Annotated in this window: 16 protein-coding genes; 6 read left to right on the forward strand and 10 right to left on the reverse strand. The window is 68.3% G+C overall.

Annotated elements, in window-relative coordinates:
* Positions 1 to 4: 4 nt before the first annotated feature.
* From ccoG to ACXJKJ_RS26880, 7 genes are read right to left on the reverse strand one after another with little or no spacing between them, the layout of a single operon-like run.
* Positions 5 to 1468, reverse strand: coding sequence for a cytochrome c oxidase accessory protein CcoG (gene ccoG, locus ACXJKJ_RS26850; RefSeq protein WP_457393863.1), 1464 nt, complete (start codon positions 1466 to 1468; stop codon positions 5 to 7).
* Positions 1469 to 1473: 5 nt separating this feature from the next.
* Positions 1474 to 2394 (reverse strand): cytochrome-c oxidase, cbb3-type subunit III, encoded by a 921-nt coding sequence (gene ccoP / locus ACXJKJ_RS26855; protein ID WP_457393866.1) that lies wholly within the window; start codon positions 2392 to 2394, stop codon positions 1474 to 1476.
* Positions 2391 to 2522, reverse strand: a complete 132-nt coding sequence (locus tag ACXJKJ_RS26860) for a cbb3-type cytochrome oxidase subunit 3 (protein WP_057296439.1) — start codon at positions 2520 to 2522, stop codon at positions 2391 to 2393. The genes ccoP and ACXJKJ_RS26860 overlap by 4 nt, the downstream gene beginning before the upstream one ends.
* Before the next feature lie 12 nt (positions 2523 to 2534).
* Entirely contained in the window at positions 2535 to 3158 is a 624-nt protein-coding gene (ccoO, locus tag ACXJKJ_RS26865; protein WP_457393869.1) for a cytochrome-c oxidase, cbb3-type subunit II, read from the reverse strand.
* Positions 3159 to 3168: 10 nt separating this feature from the next.
* Positions 3169 to 4617: a cytochrome-c oxidase, cbb3-type subunit I gene (gene ccoN / locus ACXJKJ_RS26870; RefSeq protein WP_457393872.1), complete on the reverse strand. Its 1449-nt coding sequence runs from the start codon at positions 4615 to 4617 to the stop codon at positions 3169 to 3171.
* Positions 4618 to 4663: 46 nt separating this feature from the next.
* Positions 4664 to 4813 carry a cbb3-type cytochrome oxidase assembly protein CcoS gene (ccoS, locus tag ACXJKJ_RS26875; RefSeq protein WP_457393875.1) on the reverse strand — a complete coding sequence of 50 codons (150 nt, stop codon included), beginning with the start codon at positions 4811 to 4813 and terminating at the stop codon, positions 4664 to 4666.
* On the reverse strand, positions 4813 to 7020 hold the full coding sequence (locus ACXJKJ_RS26880) for a heavy metal translocating P-type ATPase (protein ID WP_457393878.1): 2208 nt from the start codon (positions 7018 to 7020) through the stop codon (positions 4813 to 4815). Before ACXJKJ_RS26880 ends, ccoS begins: the two co-directional genes overlap by 1 nt.
* Before the next feature lie 109 nt (positions 7021 to 7129).
* Between ACXJKJ_RS26880 and ACXJKJ_RS26885 the strand changes: the two genes are divergently transcribed.
* A complete protein-coding gene (locus tag ACXJKJ_RS26885; protein ID WP_457393880.1) occupies positions 7130 to 7582 on the forward strand; it encodes a cupin domain-containing protein in 453 nt (150 codons plus the stop codon).
* Here the strand turns inward: ACXJKJ_RS26885 and ACXJKJ_RS26890 are convergent.
* On the reverse strand, positions 7579 to 8316 hold the full coding sequence (locus ACXJKJ_RS26890; RefSeq protein ID WP_457393882.1) for a glutathione S-transferase family protein: 738 nt from the start codon (positions 8314 to 8316) through the stop codon (positions 7579 to 7581). The genes ACXJKJ_RS26885 and ACXJKJ_RS26890 overlap by 4 nt on opposite strands.
* A 103-nt stretch (positions 8317 to 8419) precedes the next feature.
* Here ACXJKJ_RS26890 and ACXJKJ_RS26895 point away from each other — a divergent pair, with 103 nt between their 5' ends.
* Positions 8420 to 9634: a polyhydroxyalkanoate depolymerase gene (locus ACXJKJ_RS26895; RefSeq protein ID WP_057296435.1), complete on the forward strand. Its 1215-nt coding sequence runs from the start codon at positions 8420 to 8422 to the stop codon at positions 9632 to 9634.
* Between the two features lie 197 nt (positions 9635 to 9831).
* On the opposite strand, the gene ACXJKJ_RS26900 is transcribed toward ACXJKJ_RS26895, so the two are convergent.
* Together ACXJKJ_RS26900 and xseA are read right to left on the reverse strand one after the other, a co-directional pair.
* A complete protein-coding gene (locus ACXJKJ_RS26900) occupies positions 9832 to 10419 on the reverse strand; it encodes a superoxide dismutase (RefSeq protein WP_056197793.1) in 588 nt (195 codons plus the stop codon).
* Positions 10420 to 10476: 57 nt separating this feature from the next.
* On the reverse strand, positions 10477 to 11778 hold the full coding sequence (gene xseA / locus ACXJKJ_RS26905) for an exodeoxyribonuclease VII large subunit (protein WP_457393885.1): 1302 nt from the start codon (positions 11776 to 11778) through the stop codon (positions 10477 to 10479).
* A 371-nt stretch (positions 11779 to 12149) separates the two neighbouring features.
* Here xseA and ACXJKJ_RS26910 point away from each other — a divergent pair, with 371 nt between their 5' ends.
* The 4 genes from ACXJKJ_RS26910 (at position 12150) to ACXJKJ_RS26925 (ending at position 14587) form a co-directional block, all read left to right on the forward strand.
* The gene (locus ACXJKJ_RS26910; protein ID WP_056197795.1) at positions 12150 to 12767 is read left to right on the forward strand and encodes a MotA/TolQ/ExbB proton channel family protein; all 618 of its coding nucleotides are present in this window, start codon (positions 12150 to 12152) and stop codon (positions 12765 to 12767) included.
* A gap of 179 nt (positions 12768 to 12946) precedes the next feature.
* On the forward strand, positions 12947 to 13363 hold the full coding sequence (locus ACXJKJ_RS26915) for an ExbD/TolR family protein (protein ID WP_056197797.1): 417 nt from the start codon (positions 12947 to 12949) through the stop codon (positions 13361 to 13363).
* Entirely contained in the window at positions 13329 to 14372 is a 1044-nt protein-coding gene (gene lpxK, locus ACXJKJ_RS26920; RefSeq protein WP_457393888.1) for a tetraacyldisaccharide 4'-kinase, read from the forward strand. The genes ACXJKJ_RS26915 and lpxK overlap by 35 nt, the downstream gene beginning before the upstream one ends.
* On the forward strand, positions 14372 to 14587 hold the full coding sequence (locus ACXJKJ_RS26925; protein ID WP_457393891.1) for a Trm112 family protein: 216 nt from the start codon (positions 14372 to 14374) through the stop codon (positions 14585 to 14587). Before lpxK ends, ACXJKJ_RS26925 begins: the two co-directional genes overlap by 1 nt.
* The last annotated feature ends 92 nt before the right edge of the window (positions 14588 to 14679 follow it).

Consider the following 14679-nt stretch of genomic DNA (forward strand, 5'->3'; position numbering starts at 1 on the left):
GCCGTCAGCGCGGCAGCACGAAAGTGGACTTCTCGACGACGGTCTCGGTGGCCGATCCACCGGTGTCATCGCTGATGCGGCTGAAGCGGCTGATGCGCCAGCGCATGGGATGGGCGCCAGCCTTGAGCTGTTGCGCCGTCTCGGGCGGCACGCGCAGGGCCACCGCCACCCAGCGCGCCTCGGCGGGGCCCAGGTCCACGGTGGCGGCCTGGGTCAGAGCCAGGCCGGGGAGGCCCTCGGCTTCGATGCGGTAGCGCTGGGGCGACTCGGTCGCGTTCATGACCTGCAGGCGGTAGACGTTCTCGATCCAGCCGTCCTCGACGAGGCGGGCCATCGAAGCGCGGTCGCGCACGATGTCGACGCGGAAGCTGTGCCGCGACAGCAGGCTCCACATCAGGGCCGTGCAGATGACGAGCAGCACGGCGGTGTAGATCAGCACGCGCGGGCGCAGCACATGCTGCCAACGCTGCGCGCGCGTCAGGCGCTGCTCCAAGCCGTTCTCGGTGTCGTAGCGGATGAGGCCGCGCTCGGTGCCCATCTTGTCCATGACGCCGTTGCAGACGTCGATGCAGGCCGCGCAGCCGATGCATTCGTACTGCAGGCCGTCGCGGATGTCGATGCCGGTCGGGCAGACCTGCACGCACAGGTTGCAGTCGATGCAATCGCCCACGGGGGCGGCAGCGCTGCGCGCCTCGCCCTTCTTGCCGCGCTGCGCATTCTTGCCGCGCGGCTCGCCGCGCTCGGGGTCGTAACTGACGATCAGCGTGTCGCGGTCGAACATCGCGCTCTGGAAGCGCGCGTAGGGGCACATGTACTTGCAGACCTGCTCGCGCATGTAGCCGGCGTTGCCGTAGGTGGCGAAGCCGTAGAACAGCACCCAGAAGGTTTCCCACGGGCCCAGGCCCAGGCTACCCACCTCGGCGGCCAGCGTGTGGATGGGCGTGAAATAGCCGACGAAGGTGAAGCCGGTCCACAGGCCGATGGCGATCCACACGGACTGCTTGGCCGTCTTGCGCCAGAGCTTGTCGAGGGACCAGGGCGCCTTGTCCAGCCGCAGCCGCGCGTTGCGGTCGCCTTCGAACCAGCGCTCCACGCGCATGAAGATCTCGGTGTAGACCGTCTGCGGGCAGGCATAGCCGCACCACAGCCGCCCGGCCACGGCCGTGAACAGGAAGAGCGCGTAAGCCGAGATCATCAGCAGGCCCGTGAGGTACACGAAGTCCTGCGGATACAGCACCAGGCCGAAGATGTAGAAGCGCCGCGAGCCCAGATCGAAGAGCACGGCCTGCCGCTCGCCCCAGTTGAGCCAGGGCAGGCCGTAGAACACGAGCTGGGTCAGCGCGACGATGGCCCAGCGCCAGCGGGCGTAGAAGCCGTCCACCGAACGCGGGTGGATCTTGTCTTCCGACTTGTAGAGGCGGATGACATGGACGGCGTCGCCCGAACCGGGCGCAGAGGGAACAGACATGGGACTCAGGGGGCGGCAGCGATGACGCCTTGCGATTGCGACAGGTTCCAGACATAGGAAGCCAGCACGCGGATCTGCTCGGGCGTCAGCCGCTCGCCATGGGCCGGCATCACGTTGTGCTTGCCGTTGTTGACCATGGCCGTGACGGCCTCCTCGCCCCAGCCGTGCAGCCAGACCTTGTCGCTCAGGTTGGGCGCACCCAGGGCCGGGTTGCCCTGGCCGCCGGGGCCGTGGCAGGCCGCGCAGGCGGTGAACTTGGGCTTGCCGAGCTGGGCATACAGCGCGTTGTGCGGGCTGCCCGACAGCGACAGCACGTAATGGGCGACGTTGCGCACGTCCTCTGCCGTGCCCACCGCCGGGGCCATCACGGGCATGTTGCCCTCGCGGCCCTTGGTGATGGTCTCGGTGATGGTTTCGGGCGAGCCGCCCCACAGCCAGTCGGTGTCGGTCAGGTTGGGGAAGCCCTTGGAGCCCTTGGCGTCGGCACCGTGGCACTGCGCGCAGTTGTTGGCGAACAGCCGCTCGCCGATGGCATGGGCCTTGGGGTCCTTGGCCAGTTGCTCCGGCGTCTTGTCGGCGAAGCCGGCATAGACCGGCGCCATGGTGGCGCGCGCCTGTGCCAGGTCGTTGGCGTGCTCGCCTAGGCTCGTCCAGCCCAGCTTGCCAGCCTGGCTGCCCAGCCCCGGATACAGCGCCAGGTAGATGCCGGCGAAGACGATGGTCAGCACGAACAAGCCCATCCACCAGGCCGGCAGTGGGTTGTTCAGCTCGCGCAGGTCCTCGTCCCAGACGTGGCCCGTCGTGTTGTCGGTGGCCATCACCTGGCGGCGGCTGGCGATGATGAGGAGGATGCCGCAGGCGATCAGGCCGCCAATGGTGCCAATGGCGATGAAGAGGGACCAGCCGCCATTGAAGAAGTCGCTCATTGCTCATCTCCTTCGAAAGGCAGGCGCGCGGCGTCGTCGAAGCGGCCGCGCCAGGCCCAGGCGATGATGCCGAGGAAGACAGCCAGCGACACCAGGGTCACGGCGATACGGAGTTCGTTGATGCCCATGGTGCGGGCTCCTTACTTGTTCGCGGTGCCAAGCACCTGCAGATAGGCCACCAGCGCGTCGAGCTCTGTCTTGCCCTTCACGTCGTCGGAGGAGGCCTTCACCTCGTCCTCGGTGTAGGGCACGCCCAGCATGCGCATCGCCGCCAAGCGCGCCGGCATGCCGGCGGCGTCCACCGGTGAATTCACCAGCCAGGGGTAGGCCGGCATGTTGGACTCGGGCACCAGATCGCGCGGGTTGTTCAGGTGGATGCGGTGCCAGTCGTCGCTGTACTTGGCGCCGACGCGGTGCAGGTCAGGCCCCGTGCGCTTGCTGCCCCACTGGAAGGGGTGGTCGTAGACGAACTCGCCCGCGGTGGAGTACTTGCCATAACGCAGCGTCTCGGCGGCGAGCGGGCGGATCATCTGCGAGTGGCAGTTGTAGCAACCCTCGCGCAGATAGATGTCGCGGCCAGCCAGCTGCAGCGCCGTGTAGGGCTTGAGGCCGGGCGCGGCCTGGGTGGTGGAGCGCTGGAAGAACAGCGGCACGATCTCGACGACGCCGCCAACCAGCACGGTCAGCAGCACCAGCACGATCATCAGCAGGTTGCTGGTTTCGATGCGCTGGTGGCCGGAGACGGCTTGGGTGTTGTTACTCATGGAATCTCCTTCAGGCGTGGGCCAGCACGGGGGCCGGGATGCGCACGGACTGCGAGTTGCCGGCCTGCACGGTCTTGATGACGTTCCAGCTCATGATCAGCATGCCGGCAAGGTAGAGCAGGCCGCCGCTGAGTCGGATCACGTAGAAGGGCCAGGTCGCCTTGACGCTTTCGACGAAGGTGTAGACCAGCGTGCCGTCGGGGTTGACCGCGCGCCACATCAGGCCCTGCATGACGCCGGCAATCCACATCGCGGCGATGTAGAGCACGATGCCCAGCGTCGCGATCCAGAAGTGCAGCTCGATGGCACTCTTGGAGTACATCTGCGTGCGGCCGAACATGCGCGGGATCAGGTGGTACAGCGAGCCCATCGAGATCAGGCCCACCCAGCCCAGGGCGCCGCTGTGCACGTGGCCCACCGTCCAGTCGGTGTAGTGCGACAGCGAGTTCACCGTCTTGATCGACATCATCGGCCCCTCGAAGGTCGACATGCCGTAGAACGACAGCGCGACGATGAGGAACTTCAGGATGGGGTCGTCACGCAGCTTGTGCCAAGCGCCCGACAGCGTCATGACGCCGTTGATCATGCCGCCCCAGCTCGGCGCCAGCAGCACCAGGCTGAAGATCATGCCGATGCTCTGCGCCCAGTCCGGCAGCGCCGTGTAGTGCAGGTGGTGGGGGCCCGCCCACATGTAGGTGAAGATCAGCGCCCAGAAGTGGACGATGGACAGCCGGTAGCTGTAGACGGGGCGCTCGGCCTGCTTGGGGATGTAGTAGTACATCATCCCGAGGAAGCCCGCGGTCAGGAAGAAGCCCACCGCGTTATGGCCGTACCACCACTGCACCATCGCGTCCTGCACGCCGGCATAGGCCGAGTAGCTCTTGGTCATGCTGACCGGGATCTCGGCGCTGTTGACGATGTGCAGCAGGGCCACGGCGATGATGAAGGCGCCGAAGAACCAGTTCGCCACGTAGATGTGGCGGATCTTGCGGGTGCCGATCGTGCCGAAGAACACCACCGCATACGCCACCCAGACCACCGCGATCAGGATGTCGATGGGCCATTCGAGCTCGGCGTATTCCTTGCCGGTCGTGTAGCCCATGGGCAGCGAGAGTGCCGCGAGCAGGATGACCAGCTGCCAGCCCCAGAACGTGAACCAGGCCAGCTTCGGCAAGAAGAGTGCCGTTTGCCCGGTGCGCTGCGCCACGTGGTAGCTCGTCGCGAACAGCGTGCAGCCGCCGAAGGCGAAGATGACGGCATTGGTGTGCAGCGGCCGCAAGCGCCCGTAGCTCAGCCAGGGAATGCCGAGGTTGAGATCGGGCCAGGCCAGCTGGGCGGCAATGATGACGCCCACCAGCATCCCCACCACACCCCATAGAACGGCGGCCAGCGCAAATGCGCGTACCGGCCCGTCTTCGTATACCGCCCCAGTGGTGGCCAGCGCTTTTTCGTTCGCCATCGCGACTCCTTCAGTCTGATGCAAACGATTCTTCGTGCGAGGGCTCCTAGGCGCCTTGATCCTCGTCAAGCAGGATGCGTTCAGCCTCGTGTTCGAAGCCGTCCAGTTGTCCGGAGTGCACAGCCCAGGCGAAGACCGCCACGATGAGCAGCACCAGCACGACCGAGAAGGGGATGAGGAGGTAGAGGATGTCCATCAGCGGGCCAGCCTGCGCGAATTCAGCACCACGAACAAGGAACTGCCCGCCATGCCGATGCCCGCCGCCAGTGGTGGCAGCCAGCCCGTCAGCGCCAGCGGCACGCAGGCCAGGTTGTAGAGCGCCGCCCAAGCAAGGTTCTGGCGCAGCACGCGGCGCGTCTTGCGCGCCAGCACGAGGGCCTGGGGCAGCGCCATCAGCCGGCCGGACACCAGCAGCGCATCCGCGGCGCCGCGCGCCAGCATGGCGCCCTGCCCCATGGCGATACGCACGTCTGCCGCGGCCAGCACCGGCGCGTCGTTGATGCCGTCGCCCACCATCAGCACGCGCTCATGCGCCGCCTGCCAGCCACGCACGGCGGCCAGCTTGGACTCGGGCGTGGCGCCTGCGCGCCAATGCGCGATGTCCAGCAGCGCAGCCATGCGCGCGACGGCGGCCGGCTGGTCTCCCGACAGCAGGCGCACGCGCATGCCTTGCGCGCGCAAGGCCTTGACTGCTTCGGCGGCGTCGGCGCGTGGTGCTTCGGCAAGGTCCAGCCACAGCACGCAGTCGCCGCAGCCCACGGGGCCGGACGCCAGCCGCGCAGACGGGTCGGGCCGCGCGCTGACCCAGGCCGGCGCACCCAGGCGCCAGACCCGGCCGGTCGCATCACGCGCCTCCACGCCGCGGCCGGCAACTTCGCGCACGTCCGCCCAGCTGCCGGCACTTCCGTCGGCCAGCGCCTGCGCCACCGGGTGGCGCGACAGCCCGGCCAGGCTGCGGGCGACGTTCAGCAGCGCGTCGGCATCGGCGCCCTGGGCCCAGTGGCGACGCAGCTGCAGCCGGTCCTCACTGAGCGTGCCGGTCTTGTCGAAGACGACGGTGTCGATGGCGCACAGCCGTTCCAGCGCCGCCAGGTCCGTCAGCAGCAACCCGCGCCGAGCAAGCGCGCCGCTGGCCGCGAGCCAGGCCGCTGGCGCGGCCAGGGTCAGCGCGCAGGGGCAGGTGACGATCAGCACGGCCACGGCCACTGCGATGGCGCGTGAAGGATCCAGCCACCACCAGCCGACGCCCGCCAGCAGCGCCAGCAGCAGCACGACCGCCGTGAAGCCCGCGGCCACGCGGTCCAGCACGCCGTTGACAAACGGCCGCTGGCTCTGGGCCTGCTGCATCAATCGCACGATGCCCTGCGCCGTCGTGTCTGCACCCACGCGCAGCACGCTGACGATGAGCGAGCCGTCGAGGTTGATGCTGCCCGCCACGACCGCATCGCCCACCGTCTTGGCGACCGGCGCGGATTCGCCCGTCAGCAGGGCCTCGTCGGCCCAGCCCTGGCCGGACAGCACACGGCCGTCGGCCGCGAAGGCCTCGCCGGCCGCGACGCGGATGCGATCGCCCACGCGCAGCGCCTCGGGCGCGACGCGTTCACTGCTGCCGTCATCACGCAGCCGCTCGGCCGCCGTTGGCATCGCACCGGCGACCGCTTCCAGCGCATCCGCCGCACGATGCCGCGCCCCCAGTTCGAACCAGCGCGCCAGCAGCAGCAGCGCGACGAACATCGTCAGCGAATCGAAGTAGACCTCGTGGCCCAAAGGCCCGCCGGGGTCGAACAGTGCGCCGGTGCTGGCCACGAAGGTGACGGCGATGCCCAGCGCCACCGGCACATCCATGCCCAGCCGCCCTGCCCTGAGCTGCCGCCAGGCGCCGACCATGAAGGGGGCGGCCGAAAAGACCATGACGGGCAGCGTCAGCACCCAGCTGGCCCAGCGCAGCAGGCGGTCCAGGTCGGCGCTGAGCTCTCCCGGGGCGGCAACATAGGCCGGTGTCGCCATCATCATGACCTGCATCATCAGGAAGGCGGCGACAAAGAGCCGCCACAGGGCCTGGCGCCTTTCCTGCCGGCGCAGCTCGCGTGCGGGCGCGGCGACGTCGGGCGTGGCCCGGTAGCCCGCCACCTGCAGCGCGGCCAACACGTCGGCGAGCGCGAGCTGCGAAGGCAACCACTGCAAGGCCAGCCGGGCCGACGCCGGATTGACACTGGCACCGCGCACGCCCGGCAGCTTCAGCAGCGCCGCTTCGATCAACCCCGAGCAGGCCGCGCAATGCATGCCCGCCACCTGGAACTGCGACAGCGCCACGCCGCCCGGGCCATCGGGCCAGGTCGTGAAGGGGGCGAGGAGGCGGGCGTCGGCATCAGCCGCACACAAGCCGGGAGGGGGTGCACTCACGCCGCCAATCTAGATGGCCCGCCCCACCGACCCCATGACCTGGGTCAAGCTTTTGCGGGAACACATATTGCGTGTGCTCCAGCGCCTGCAGCACTTCAGGAGGCCCCTCATGTCGGATCTGTCGATACCCGTGGACGCCGCCAACGACGCGTCCGCCACACAGTTCTCCCACGTCAAGCCCGGGGACACGCCCTGGCGCCCCGACGGCCTGAGAGATTTCTTCCTCTACCGCGACCTGGGCGTGGCCCAGGCCACGGCGGGCAAGGTCATCGCGCACCTTGTGAAGGCGAACATGGCCCCTGAAAAGGGCACGGGATGGCACCGCCATGAGGCGGAGTTCCAGATCGTGCTGATGACCAAGGGCTGGGCCAAGTTCATGTACGGCGATCAGGTGACGCTCGTCGAGGCCGGCGACTGCGTGCACCAGCGCCCCGGCATCGTGCATTACCTGTTCGACTACTCGCCGGACATGGAGTACCTGGAGATCGTCTCGCCGGCGGACTTCAAGACGGTGGACGCGCCGGCGCCTTGTGAAGTGCCGGCGCCTTCGACCTGGCCCTAGAAATCCATGTCGAGCTGCTCGATCTCGTCGGGCTCCTCGCGCGCCGCTGCGGTCCATTCCTTCAGCTCCGGCATGGCGCTGATGGCCTTGCAATAGGCCATGCAGGCGGGATTCAACGGCACGTCATAGKTCATGAAGCGCGTGACGACCGGCGCAAAGAAGGCGTCGGCCGCACCGCGCTTGGCACCAAACAGATAGGGGCCGCCGTAGCGCGCCAGGCAGTCGGTCCAGATCTCGGTGATGCGCTCAATGTCGGGCTTGGCCCCGGCCCAGATCTTGTGGCGCGGAAAGTGGCCCTTGAGGTTCATGGGCAGCGACGCGCGCAAATTGGCAAAGCCGGAGTTCATCTCGCCGCAGATGGCCCGCGCATGGGCCCGCGCGACGCGGTCCGCGGGCCACAGGCCGGCTTTGGGGAAAAGCTCGTTCAGATACTCGGCAATGGCCATGTTGTTCCAGACCGTCACGCCGTCATGCCGCAGGCAGGGCACGCGGATGGACGGCGCCAGCAGCAGCAGTTCCTTGCGCGCATCCTCGTCGTCGGGCGAGACCATGATCTCCTCGAAGGCCAGGCCGGCGAAGCGCGTCAGCAGCCAGCCGCGCAGCGACCAGGACGAGTAGTTCTTGCTGCTCAGCGTCAGCGTGGCCGCGGATGTCGCGGCCTTGGATTTGCGCGCCGGCGCTGGAGCGGTTTTCGCCGCCTTGGCGGCAGGGCGGGTCGGCGTGGCAACAGGCATGGCGTCTCCTTCTCGGTCTGGGCACCCCATCGACGCAAGGCCCATGCCATGCTGGCGCGCTCCTTGCGTCGCTCCTGGCATCACCGGCCTTGCAGGAGCAACCATGTACCCCGCCTACCAGGCCCATACCGATCTGCTGTGGCCGCTGCGCATGGCCACGCGCATGTCGATTCCCTTCCTGCAGCAGCCCGGCATTGCTGACGCCAGCTGGCTGCCAGCGCGCCAGTGGTCGGCGGCAGGCAAGGTCTTCGAGCTGGCCCAGATCACCCACACCCGCCCGCCCTGGCGCATTGGTGAGATCGTCAGCGGCGACGAGCGCTGGCCTGTCACCGAAGAAGCCACGCTGACCACGCCCTTTGCGACGCTGCTGCGCTTTCGCAAGGAAGGCGCGCCYGAGCAACCCAAAGTGATGGTGGTGGCGCCGATGTCGGGTCACTTCGCCACGCTGCTGCGCGAGACGGTGCGCACGCTGCTGCAGGACCATGACGTCTACATCACCGATTGGCACAACGTGCGCGACGTGCCGCTGGCGGCCGGCCGCTTCGGGCTGGACGAATACACCGGCCACCTGATCGACTTCCTGGCCGCCATCGGCCCGCAGGCTCATGTGGTGGCCGTCTGCCAGCCCTGCGTCAGCGCACTGGCAGCCGTGGCGCTGATGGCCGAGGACGACCACCCCGCCACGCCAGCCAGCCTGACGCTGATGGCCGGCCCGATCGACTGCCGGGTCAGCCCCACCGCCGTCAACGAACTCGCCACCAGCAAACCCATCTCGTGGTTCAAGAAGAACCTGATCAGCCATGTGCCCTGGCAGCACGCGGGCGCGGGGCGGCGCGTCTACCCGGGCTTCGTGCAGCTGTCGGCCTTCATGAGCATGAACAAGGACAGGCACACCAACGCCTTCAAGGACTACTACAAGCACCTCGTCGCCGACGAGTTCGACAAGGCCGAGGTCACGCGCGTGTTCTACGAGGAATACCTGGCCGTGGCCGACCTCGCGGCCGACTTCTACCTGGAAACAGTGGAGCGCGTCTTCCAGACCTACGACCTGCCACGCGGCGAGATGTTCTTCAGGGGCCGGCGTGTGAACCCGGCGGCCATCCGCCGCACCGCTTTGCTGACCGTGGAGGGTGAGCGCGACGACATCTGCGCTGTCGGCCAGACGCTGGCCGCCCAGGACCTCGCCAGCAGCCTGCGCGCCTATATGCGCACCCACTACATCCAGCCCAACGTCGGCCACTACGGCGTGTTCAGCGGGCGGCGCTGGCAGCACCAGGTCTATCCGCTGGTGCGGCACGTCATTCAGGTGTCGCAATAGGCGCCCCTCGCCCAGTTGCGCGTCGCTGAACGCGAGCGCATCTGGTCRGTCCCCCGAGGGGACGGCGATGCTCTCGGCATCGAGCCGAGAGCACATCGCCAACGCGGGCCGGCTCGGGAGCGGCCCGGCGCTCGGCCCGAAAGGCCGAACCAACGAAAAAGGCCGGCATCGGCCGGCCTTTGTTCGGGGCGAATCGCTCAGGCGAAGTTGGCTTCAGCGAACTGCCAGTTCACGAGATTGCTCAGGAAGGTCTCGACGAACTTGGGGCGCAGGTTGCGGTAGTCGATGTAGTAGGCGTGTTCCCACACGTCGACGGTCAGCAGCGCCTTGTCAGCGCCGGTCAGCGGCGTGCCGGCGGCGCCGGTGTTGACGATGTCGACAGAGCCGTCGGCCTTCTTGACCAGCCACGTCCAGCCCGAGCCGAAGTTGCCAACGGCGCTCTTGACGAAGGCTTCCTTGAAGGCGGCATAGCTGCCCCACTTGGCGTTGATGGCGTCGGCCAGCGCGCTGCTGGGCTCGCCGCCACCTTGCGGCTTCATGCAGTTCCAGAAGAAGGTGTGGTTCCAGATCTGGGCGGCGTTGTTGTAGATCGGGCCCGGGTTCGGTGCCTTCTTGATGATCTCTTCCAGCGTCAGGGCTTCGTACTCGGTGCCCTTTTGCAGGTTGTTGAGGTTCACGACGTAAGCGTTGTGGTGCTTGCCGTGGTGGAACTCCAGCGTTTCCTTGCTGTAGTGCGGGGCCAGCGAGTCGATCGGGTAAGGCAGCGGGGGCAGCGTGTGTTCCATCGTGGAGTCCTCAGGTGTTGGGGGGAAGGGAAACGCAAAGATTGTAGGGAGAGCCAATCACCCCTGCGGCGAAGGCTGTACCCCCAGAACGCGCAAGTCGAGGCTGCCGTCGGCCAGCACCGCGCGCACCTCGGCGCCGGGCAGCAAGGCATGCACGGACGTCACCGCGCCGCCGGCGCCGTCGTCCAGCCAGGCGTAGCCGCGCGCCAGCACATGCTGCGGGTCCAGGGCCTGCAGCCGGGCCTGCAGCGCGTCCAGCCGGGTGTGCTGGCGCGCCAGGATCTCGTGGTGCGCGCGTTCATGGCGCTGCTCCAGGTGGGTCAGCCGCTGGCCTTGCAACTCGACGCGCCGGCGTGGCGCCGCGCCGRCACGCTGGGCCAGCAGATCCAGCAGGCGCCGTTGGCGGGCCAGCACGTCACTGGGGCGGGACAGGCGCAGCGCGAGTCGATCCAGGCGCTGGGCGAGGGTCTGCAGGCGATGGTCGATGCGCAGGGTCAGGCTGCGCTCCAGCGCACCGAGGTGCTGCAGCAGGCTGGCGCGCGACGGCGCCGCCAGCTCGGCGGCGGCCGTGGGCGTGGGCGCGCGCAGGTCGGCGGCCAGGTCGCACAGTGTCACGTCGGTCTCGTGGCCGACGCCGCAGACGATGGGCAGGGCCGAATTGGCCACCGCGCGGACGACACGTTCGTCATTGAAGGCCCAAAGATCCTCCAGCGAGCCGCCGCCGCGCACCAGCAGCAGCACGTCGACCTCGGCCCGCTCGTTGGCGCGCCTCAGCGCTTCGACCAGCGCCGGCGGCGCTTCGACGCCCTGCACCGGACTCGGATAGACCAGCACCTCGACCTGGGGCGCTCGCCGCGCCAGCGCCGTCAGCACATCGTGCAGGGCCGCACCGGCCGCCGACGTGATGACGCCGATGCGGCGCGGGTGGGTGGGCAGCGCGCGCTTGGTGTCGGCATCGAACAGGCCCTCGGCCGTCAGCCGCGCCCGCAGCGCGAGGAACTGCTCGTACAGCGTGCCGGCACCGGCACGGCGCATGGCCTCGACGACGAACTGCAGCTCGCCGCGCGGCTCGTAGACGGCGACGCGGCCACGCACCTCGACCAGCACGCCTTCGGCCGGCGCAAAGTCCAGCATGGCCGCGGCGCGGCGGAACATCGCGCAGCGCAGGCTGGCGGCCTGGCCGTCGGCGTCCTTCAGTCCGAAATAGCAGTGGCCGCTGGCGGCGCGCGTGAAGCCAGTGATCTCGCCGCCAACGGCGACGACCGAGAAGCGTTCAGCCAGGCTCTGGCTCACCGCCTCCAGCAAACCAGCCACGCCCCAGACACGACGATTTGAAGCGGCTTCGCGGGGCTCAATCACGCGCAAACCCAATGCCGGCGCGGGCCGGGAAGTCCACAGCCGCGCCAATACTGGGCTGGCGGGCAATTTCGGCTCATTTCGCCCGTCACAGAGCTGTCATGAGCACATAAGGCCTTGTTTTTCAATTCGAATTCCACTGCTCAAACTTGAGGCAACTTGTCCAAGGCCTTGATTTGACGGCCTCTGCAGGCCAGCGCCGCTGCGTTGCCCACAAAGTTATCCACAGTAACGGTGGATTGTGAGAACGCTTTCGCAGTGGCGGAGATCGGCCGAGGCGCGCAAGGCTGGGGCCATAATCCCGCGCACTCATCCGGCCGTCAGCGGCCGTTTTTGTGACCGGCCTGCTGGCCTTTTCATCGACGGGGACGCCCTTGTTTTCGATCATACAAGCCGCCGGTTGGCCGATCTGGCCCTTGCTCCTGTGCTCCGTGGTGGCCCTGGCCCTGATCATCGAAAGGCTGTCCAGCCTGCGCGCCAGCCGCATCCTGCCGCCGCGGCTGCTGGAGGACGTCATGAACGTCAGCGCCCAGCAACTGCCCGCGCCCGACATGGTCGACCGCCTGGCCGAAAACTCGCTGCTCGGCGAGGTGCTGGCTTCCGGCCTGCGCGCCGTGACTGCCGAGCCGCAGATGCCCGAGGGCAAGCTGCGGCTGGTGTTCGAATTTGCCGGCCGACGCGCCGTGCACCAGCTCGAGCGCTACATGAACACCCTGGGCACCATCGCCACGGCCGCGCCGCTGCTGGGGCTGATGGGCACCGTGGTCGGCATGATCGAGATCTTTGGCAGCCAGACACCCGGCGGTGGGAACCCCGCGCAGCTGGCCCACGGCATCTCCATCGCCCTCTACAACACGGCCTTCGGCCTGATGATCGCCATCCCCTCGCTGATGTTCTACCGCTACTTCCGCGGCCGCATCGAGGAATATGTACTGGAGCTTGAAGCCGCTGCAGACCGTCTGCTGGGCCAACTGCGCCGCTACACAGCCTGAAATGGACTGCCCCTCGTCTGGTCTCGCCCCGCTGAACGCGGGCGCGCCCAACCGGTCCCCCGAGGGGACGGCGATGCTTGCGGCATTGAGCCGCAAGCACATCGCCTGCGGGCCGGCTAGGGGCGGCCCGGCGCCGGTCCGCGGCGTGAGGCGCTGCACACAACGGATGAACTGACATCATGAGATTCCGCTCCCCACACCGCGAGCCGCCGGAGATCAACCTCATCCCGTTCATCGACGTGCTGTTGGTGATCCTGATCTTCCTGATGCTGTCAACGACCTACTCCAAGTTCACCGAGCTGCAGATCACCCTGCCCTCGGCCGATGCGGAGAAGCTCAAGGACCGGCCGCAGGAGGTCATCGTCGGCATCGCCGCCGATGGCCGCTTCGTCATCAACCGCCAGCCGGTGGAAGGCCGCTCGGTGGACATCCTGATCGCCGCGCTGCGCCAGGCCTCCGGCGGCAACGCCGACGCGTCGCTGATCATCTCGGCCGACGCCGCCACGCCTCACCAGGCCGTCATCAACGTGATGGACGCCGCGCGCCGCGTCGGCCTGACGCGTGTCACCTTCGCTGCCCAAACCGACGCTCGCTGACCGCCTCCAGCAAGAGTGGCTGATCGGCGGGCCGCTGTCGGTCGCCCTGCTGCCGCTGAGCTGGCTCTACCGCACGCTGCTGGCGCTGCGCCGGTTGGCCTATGCCATCGGTTTCAAGCGCGTCGAAACGCTGCCTGTGCCCGTCATCGTCGTCGGCAACTGGATCGTCGGCGGTGCCGGCAAGACGCCGACGACGCTGGCCCTGCTGGCGATGTTGCGCACGCGCGGCCTGCGCGCTGGCGTCGTCTCGCGTGGCTACGGGCGCGAGAGTGACGGCGTGCGTCTCGTCACTGGTGTATCGACGGCCCGTGAAGTCGGGGACGAGCCCCTGCTCATCCATCTGCGCAGCGGCGTGCCTGTGGCGGTTGGCCGCGACCGCGTCGCCGCGGCGCGCGCCCTGTTGGCTGCCGAGCCCGGGTTGCAGCTGCTGGTCAGCGACGACGGCCTGCAGCATTGGCGGCTGCCGCGTGCCTTGAGCCTGCTGGTGTTCGATGAGCGCGGCCTGGGCAATGGCCGCCTGCTGCCCGCGGGCCCCTTGCGCCAGCCGCCTGCGACGCTGGCGGCTGACGAGCTCGTCGTCTACAACGCGCCGCAGCCGAGCACCGCCCTGCCCGGCTTCGTCGCCGGGCGCCGCCTGGCTGGCGCGGTGACGCTGGCCGACTGGTGGGCCGGCAAACCGGCGCAGATGGACACGCTGCTGGCCTTGCGCGAGCGGCCGGGGCTGCTTGCCGTTGCCGGCGTGRCAAGGCCGCAGCGCTTCTTCGACATGCTGGCAGCGCTTGGATTGCGCTTTGACAGCCTGGCCCTGCCCGACCACGCCGACTTCGGGAGCCTGCCTTGGCCCCCCGACGCGGCCGCCGTACTGCTGACCGAGAAAGACGCCGTGAAGCTGTCGCCCGAGCGCGTCGGCGCCCTGCCCGTCTGGGTCGTGGCGCTAGACTTCTCGCCCGGTGCCGGCTTCGAGGCCGCGCTGGACACCCAACTGCAAAAACTCTTCGCTCTCGCCTGATGGATCAACGCCTCATCGAAATGCTGGTCTGCCCCCTGTGCAAGAGGCCGCTGACGCTGCTGCGTGAAGGTGCCGGACTGGAATTGCCGGCCCTGGCCTGCCGCGCCGACCGCCTGGCCTTCCCCGTTCGCGACGGCATTCCTCTGATGCTGGAGAGCGAGGCCAAGGCCTGGGACCCGGACGCCCCCGCGCCACCGGTCGTGCTGGCACCGTGAGCGCCGCGCCGGGCCGCCCCAAGCAAGCTCGCTCCCGCTTGGCGGGARTGAGCCCGGACATGGGATGCCCTGTGGGCATCCCATGCCTGGCG

This window comes from Roseateles sp. P5_E1 (assembly GCF_054049335.1).

Excerpts from the sequence above, each read along its gene's own strand:
- ccoO (WP_457393869.1), bottom strand. The coding sequence starts at position 3,158 with ATGAGTAACAACACCCAAGCCGTCTCCGGCCACCAGCGCATCGAAACC.
- ccoS (WP_457393875.1), bottom strand. The coding sequence starts at position 4,813 with ATGGACATCCTCTACCTCCTCATCCCCTTCTCGGTCGTGCTGGTGCTG.
- ACXJKJ_RS26885 (WP_457393880.1), top strand. The coding sequence starts at position 7,130 with ATGTCGGATCTGTCGATACCCGTGGACGCCGCCAACGACGCGTCCGCC.
- ACXJKJ_RS26915 (WP_056197797.1), top strand. The coding sequence starts at position 12,947 with ATGAGATTCCGCTCCCCACACCGCGAGCCGCCGGAGATCAACCTCATC.
- ACXJKJ_RS26860 (WP_057296439.1), bottom strand. The coding sequence starts at position 2,522 with ATGGGCATCAACGAACTCCGTATCGCCGTGACCCTGGTGTCGCTGGCT.
- ccoP (WP_457393866.1), bottom strand. The coding sequence starts at position 2,394 with ATGAGCGACTTCTTCAATGGCGGCTGGTCCCTCTTCATCGCCATTGGC.
- ccoN (WP_457393872.1), bottom strand. The coding sequence starts at position 4,617 with ATGGCGAACGAAAAAGCGCTGGCCACCACTGGGGCGGTATACGAAGAC.
- ACXJKJ_RS26925 (WP_457393891.1), top strand. The coding sequence starts at position 14,372 with ATGGATCAACGCCTCATCGAAATGCTGGTCTGCCCCCTGTGCAAGAGG.
- ACXJKJ_RS26900 (WP_056197793.1), bottom strand. The coding sequence starts at position 10,419 with ATGGAACACACGCTGCCCCCGCTGCCTTACCCGATCGACTCGCTGGCC.
- ccoG (WP_457393863.1), bottom strand. The coding sequence starts at position 1,468 with ATGTCTGTTCCCTCTGCGCCCGGTTCGGGCGACGCCGTCCATGTCATC.